4 protein-coding genes are annotated in these 5,702 nt (G+C 69.2%); all 4 read right to left on the reverse strand.

The window, feature by feature from the left end:
* Nucleotides 1-181: 181 nt before the first annotated feature.
* Nucleotides 182-2,218, reverse strand: a complete 2,037-nt coding sequence (locus tag ON39_RS51325; protein ID WP_083894876.1) for a serine hydrolase — start codon at nucleotides 2,216-2,218, stop codon at nucleotides 182-184.
* 38 nt (nucleotides 2,219-2,256) lie between these two features.
* Entirely contained in the window at nucleotides 2,257-3,264 is a 1,008-nt protein-coding gene (locus tag ON39_RS34985) for a poly(ethylene terephthalate) hydrolase family protein (RefSeq protein WP_146251287.1), read from the reverse strand.
* A 120-nt stretch (nucleotides 3,265-3,384) separates the two neighbouring features.
* The gene (locus ON39_RS34990) at nucleotides 3,385-4,992 is read right to left on the reverse strand and encodes an FAD-dependent oxidoreductase (RefSeq protein WP_040740597.1); all 1,608 of its coding nucleotides are present in this window, start codon (nucleotides 4,990-4,992) and stop codon (nucleotides 3,385-3,387) included.
* Nucleotides 4,993-5,045: 53 nt separating this feature from the next.
* The coding region (locus tag ON39_RS34995) for a TetR/AcrR family transcriptional regulator (protein ID WP_157195566.1) at nucleotides 5,046-5,702 on the reverse strand (657 nt) is incomplete at its 5' end.

Below are 5,702 nucleotides of genomic sequence, written 5' to 3' on the forward strand. Positions count from 1 at the left end.
GAAAAACAGTGCGGCAGTCGCCTACCGGCAACGCCCACCGAACCCCGACGCGACCCACGCCACAGACCCGCACCCCTCTCAGGATCCCACCACAGATCCCGCACTCCCTCTCAGGATCCGCACTCACTCTAGGCCCCAAAGACGGTGCGCATCCCGAGAGACAGTGCGGCGGTTGACAGCGTCAGCGGGGGCCGTGGCCTAGGCCTAGGAGGGCGGTGACGATTTGGGCGGTGGAGTCGAGCATGGCGGTGAAGATGTCTTGGGGTAGCAGTTTGCCGTTGCACGACAGCACGTTGCAGTTCGATGGCGCGTACGGGCCGACGCCGAACAGGATTTCGGCGGTGTGTTCGGGGTCCACCCAGAAGGCCAGGTCGTCGAGGCCGCCGATGATCGGGCCGAAGGTGTCGCCGTAGCGGTATGGGTCGTCGACGGGCTCGCCCGGCACGTCGGTGACCGCCGCGACGACTCGGCGTACGAATTCCTTGTTGTCCGGGTTGGATTCGGCGGCGAGGGAGGTTTGCACATTGGCGGTGTCGATCCCGCCCGGCACGCCGAGCCGGACGATCACCATGTCGCGGCTGGGGATCACGACATTGAACTGGCCGAGCGCGCCGACGAAGGCGTACAGGTCGCGCGGCGCCCCGGGGAACATCGGGTGGTCGAACACCTTGGCCGTCGGCACCGTCGCGGTCTTGTACGACGCACCGGCGTTGAGCCAGAACAGGAATCCGTAGCCGCCGTTGGCCTCCGTCGGCTGACGCGCCTGCCGGAGATAGTCCGGATCGATGAGTTGCGCGTCGCCCCACCGGCCCTCGTGCAGCAAGAGCAGGCCGAGCCGGGCCAGATCGTCGGCACGCATCGCGAGACCGCCGTTGACGGCGGTGTTTCCGCTACGGTCACGCAGCCACACCCAGTGGTCGCGGTCGATCCCCAACGGCCCCATCAGTTCTCGCTGGACGAAGTCCTGGAAGTCCAGCCCCGTGGTGATCTCGACGATCTTCGGCAGCAGCGCGAGCACGGCCTGCGCGTACTGAAAGGTGGTGCCCGGCGTATAGGCGGGCGGAGTACGCAGGGCCTGGAGCACCTCGTCGGTGGCGATGCCCGCGATATCGGCGGCCCACGTGAACCGCAGCCCCGTCGTCTGATTCAGCACCTGTCGGACGGTGAGCCCCGCATGCTCGGCATCGGCCTGCGGAAAGAACTTGCCCAGCGGATCATCGAGCCCGAAGTACCCGAGCGTGATCGCACGCCCGATCGCGACCGAAGCGACCCCTTTGGACGAACTAGCCAGCGGCATAGGCAGATTCCCGGTACCCGTACGGTCCCCAACCAGACACCCATGCCGGTACACCTGAATCGCAAAAGCGCCCTTGCCCGTTCCGAAATCGATCGCATCGGTCAAAGCCACCGGATCCATGCCCACGGCCGAAGGGTCCACCCGCTGGGCTATCTGCCCCGGGGCGGGCTCGCCACACGCCAAGCCTGACTCTGCCGCAACACCCGGTTCCATCACCACACCGGGTGCTGCCACCACACCAGGTGCCGCCACTGTGCCGGGTGCCGCCATCACAACAGGTTCGGCCACTGCGCGGGGGCGTGCCGCCGCGCCAAGTTCTGCCACCACGCGAGGTACTGCAATCACATCAGGTGCCGCCAGCACACCACGCCCCGCCACCGCACTGGGTCCTGCCACAACATCCGGTTCCATCACCGCACCCGATGCCGCCACGGCGCTAGGTTCCGCTACGGCGCGGGGTTGTGCCGCCGAGCCGAGTTCTGCCACCGCACCGGGTTCCACCGCAGGGCGAGGCGCTGCCACAGCGCCCAATCCCGCCACGACGCTAGGTTCCGCCACCGCATCGGGTCCAGCCACCGCACCGGATTCCGCCACCGCGCTGGCTCCTGCCGCAGCGCTCGGCCCCGCCACTACGTCGGGTGTTGCCACCGCGCCAGGTCGCGCCACCGCGTTAGGTTCCGCCACCGCGCCGAGCCCCGCTATGACGCTGGGCAGCGTCATGGCGCTGGGTGCTGCCACCGCGCCAGGTCCCGCTACCGCGCTGGCTCCTGCCGCAACACCCGGCTCCGCCGCAACACCCGGCTCCGCCACCGCACCGGGCGTTGCCACCACGCCCGGCTCTGCCACGGCGTTGGGCCAGGCGGGGGATAAGGCGACCAGAACGGTGGTTAGTCCACCGATCCACGCGCGACGTACTCTCATACTCGGCCCAATTCTCTTCCGTCCCTGTCTGTTTCGCGTCAGCTCAGGCCGTCGGCGAGTGCATTGCGCTGCACGCTGAAGTAGGTTTTGTCGGCGGGTAGCCGCCAGGTGGGGCCGACGAAGTACTCCTTGGCGAGGTTGTCGTCGAAAGCTTGGTAGCGCAGCCAGGCTAGGGCTGTGCCGGCGGACAGGTAGTTGTCCGGTCCGTCGACGGGTGAGAAGTGGCTCACGCCACGGGCATTGGCGATCCACGCGGGGGCCTGGAAGGACAGGTTGTATTGCCACCAGCGCACCCAGGCGAAGTCGGGCACCACGAAATCGTTGTAGCCGGTGAGGAATAGCGTCGGCACGGAGACCAGCGCTCCGACGGCGAGCGGGCCCGGCTCGATAGCGAGCACGCCGAGCACGCGCATCGCCGGATCGATCAGCGAGGCGATGCCGGAGAACACCGTGCCCGCCTGCAGCGCCGCCTGTCCCCCGCCGGAGTGGCCGCCGAAGATGGTGCGGCTCAAGTCGATTCGGCGGTAGAGCGGGGAGTTCGGGTCACGGTCGGCGACGACCGCGGCGGCGACGCCGATCGCGGGCACGTAGGCCAGCGAGTTGACGAAGTCGTACGGAATCACCACGACGAAACCGTTGCTCGCCCACTGCCGGGCGAGCGCGTCGTACATCCCGGGATTGGCGATGAAGCCCGAGGTGAACACCATCAGTGGCGCGCTGGGCAATTCGGCGATATCGGCCGGGTAGTAGGTGTTCACGCCGATCGGCGACTCCAGGCCGTTGGGGAAGGCCTGCGTGCAGGTCATGTCGTCGCGGTTGCCGAACATGTGCACGACGATGTGTTCGGCCATGCCCCACACCGATTCCTGGCACGGGTTCGTGCGCACCGGCGTCGCGACGGGGTGAGGACCCGGCTTGTTGAACACGCTCTGCGCGGTGGCCGGCTCGTCCGCGGTGGCGGGCGCGGCGCACAGCATCGCGACCGCGGCCACCGCCGCTACCAAAACCGTGATCCCCGAGGATATTCGGGCGGCATACCTCATCATTGAGGCTCCCTCATCCATTCAGCGCCGTCGCCGACCCACTACGTCCAATAGTGAGACCATTCAGTCTCGCTTTTCGGGAGGGTACCCCGGAGTGAGCCACGACACAATGGCGATGCGGGATCAGCGCGGGTCGGCCAGGTCCCGCCCCGCGATCCAGCCCCACGTCAGCGCCGAGGCGATGGTCAAACCGCCGGCGAACGTGCCGGGCCCGAAGACCGCGGCCGCCGCGTTGCCCGCGGCATACAGACCGGCGATGGGCGCACCGGACCAGTCGAGGACGCGGGCACGCCGATCGGTGCGCGGCCCGCCCTTGGTGCCGACCGCGCCCGGATACACGGGCACCGCGAAAAACGGTGGCGCACAGACGGGTCCGAGGTTGGGGTGGGCGGCCGCCGGATCGCCGAAAGCGTGCTCGTAGCGGGTGCGCCCGCGCTGGAAGTCGTCGTCGCGGCCCGCCTCGGCCATGGTGTTGAAGCGAGTGACGGTGTGCTCCAGCGCAATCGGGTCGACATCGATGCGCTCGGCGAGTTCGGCAAGGCTGTCGGCCTGAATCAGCCACTCCGGCGCCGGTGTGCCCGCGGGGATGCCGGCGACCGAGTACTTGGCGCGGAACTGCGCGTCGCCGATCGCCCAGGCGGGCAGGTTGCGCGGGTGGTGGGTGTTGGGGTCGAGTTCGGCGAACGCGCTCGCGCAGTTGTGGCTCGACTCGTTGACGAAACGGCGGCCCGCGCCGTTCACCCAAAGCACATGGGGCAGACTGCGTTCCAGCACCGCCAGCTGCGGTTGCGGTGTGCCCGCCGCGTCGGGCCAAGCGCGGCCCGGCATTTGGCAAGCGGGCCAAGACCAGTACTCGCCGAGGTAGGCCATGGCCGCGCCGACCCGCCCAGCCATCCGCAGCCCGTCGCCGTGCTGAACCGGCGGCGTCACCGGGTGGGTGAGCGGCCCGGACAGCAACTGGGAGCGCAGGATCGGGTCGTGCTCGAATCCACCGCACGCCAGCACGACCCCGCGGCCCGCGCGGACGTCACCGTGCGCGCTCTCGGTGCGCACCCCGATGATCCGACCGCGCTCGTCGGTGATCAACTCGGTAGCCCGGCAGTCGCGGAACAGGCGCACGCCCGCCTTGCGGCAACCGTGCAGCAGACCGACGACGAGCCCCGCGCCGAGGGCGACCGCGCCTGCCGACATGCGTTGCGTGATCAGGTCCATGGGCGTCGGACCGCCGGCGAACAGATTGCGTTCGAGAATTTCCTGATTCGTCAGGACCGGCGCGAAAAACGGTGCGGGCCAAACCAGTTCGGCGAGCTCACCCAGGTCGCCGAGATCCTGCGGAGCCACCTCGACGTGGCGCGCGGTCTTGCCGCCGGGTAGCTCGGCGAAGGTGTCCGGGTAGGCCGGGACCGGAATGAACCGGATCGGCGAACGCGCCTCGAGGAAGCGCACCACTTCCGGCACCGTCCGCACGAACGTCTCGACCAGGGTGTCGTCGCGGCCGGGAGCCGCGGCCCGGCAGTAGGTCAGCGCCTCCTCGACGGTGTCGGCGTAGCCCGCCTCGTGCATTCGATGGTTGGCCGGGGCCCACACCTGGCCGCCGGACACGGCGGTCGAGCCGCCCCAGCGCGCTGACGCCTCGAGCACGACCACCTCGGCGCCACCGTCGGCGGCGGCCAGCGCCGCCGCCAGCCCGGCCGCGCCCGAGCCGATCACCACCACATCGGCCTCGATCATGACTGTCTCCTCGCTCTATTTGTTTATCAGTACACAAAAGGGCGAGGCGGTTGTCAAGAGCGCGGGAGCAGCCCGTCGAGCAAGGCGTCGAGGCCGAAGTCGTAGTTCTCCCACGCATGCGGCCACGCACCGACGAACGAGGCGACGGCCGGGGTCTCGACCGGGTCGGCGGCGGCGATCATCTCGGCCTGGTAGCTCGGGCGGTCCAGCTCGGAAGTGGTGCGCGCCATGGCCGTTCGGATGGTCAGCACGCCGACGGTGTACTGCCACACCGCCCGATAGGCGGCGCCGGCCCGCTCGGCGTCGAGCCCGGAGGCCAGGAACGCCTGCAAGATCTCCTCGATCAGCCACAGGATCGAGCGGCCCGCCAGATCACCGCTCGCGAGCACGCCGACCACCCAGGGATGCGCCGCCAGCTCGTCGTGCAGGAATCGCCACAGCACCACCAGCCGCTGCCGGGGCTCGGCGGGCAGATCCGGGCGGTCGAGCGTGGCGGCGACGCGATCGAGCAACAGCAGCAGCAGTTCGTCCTTGTCGCGGACGTGCCGGTAGATCGCCATGGGCGAACTCGACAGCCGCTCGGCGACGGCCCGCATGGTCAGCGCGTCTATCCCCGCGGACTCCACGATCTCCTGCGCGACGGTAAGGATCGCGTCGCGCGACAGCCTGGCCGGGCGCCCGCGGCGCCGCACCGAATCGTTCATCTTCGC

Origin of the sequence: Nocardia tenerifensis NBRC 101015 (assembly GCF_000308715.1) — a bacterium.
In the GTDB taxonomy this organism is placed as follows: domain Bacteria; phylum Actinomycetota; class Actinomycetes; order Mycobacteriales; family Mycobacteriaceae; genus Nocardia; species Nocardia tenerifensis.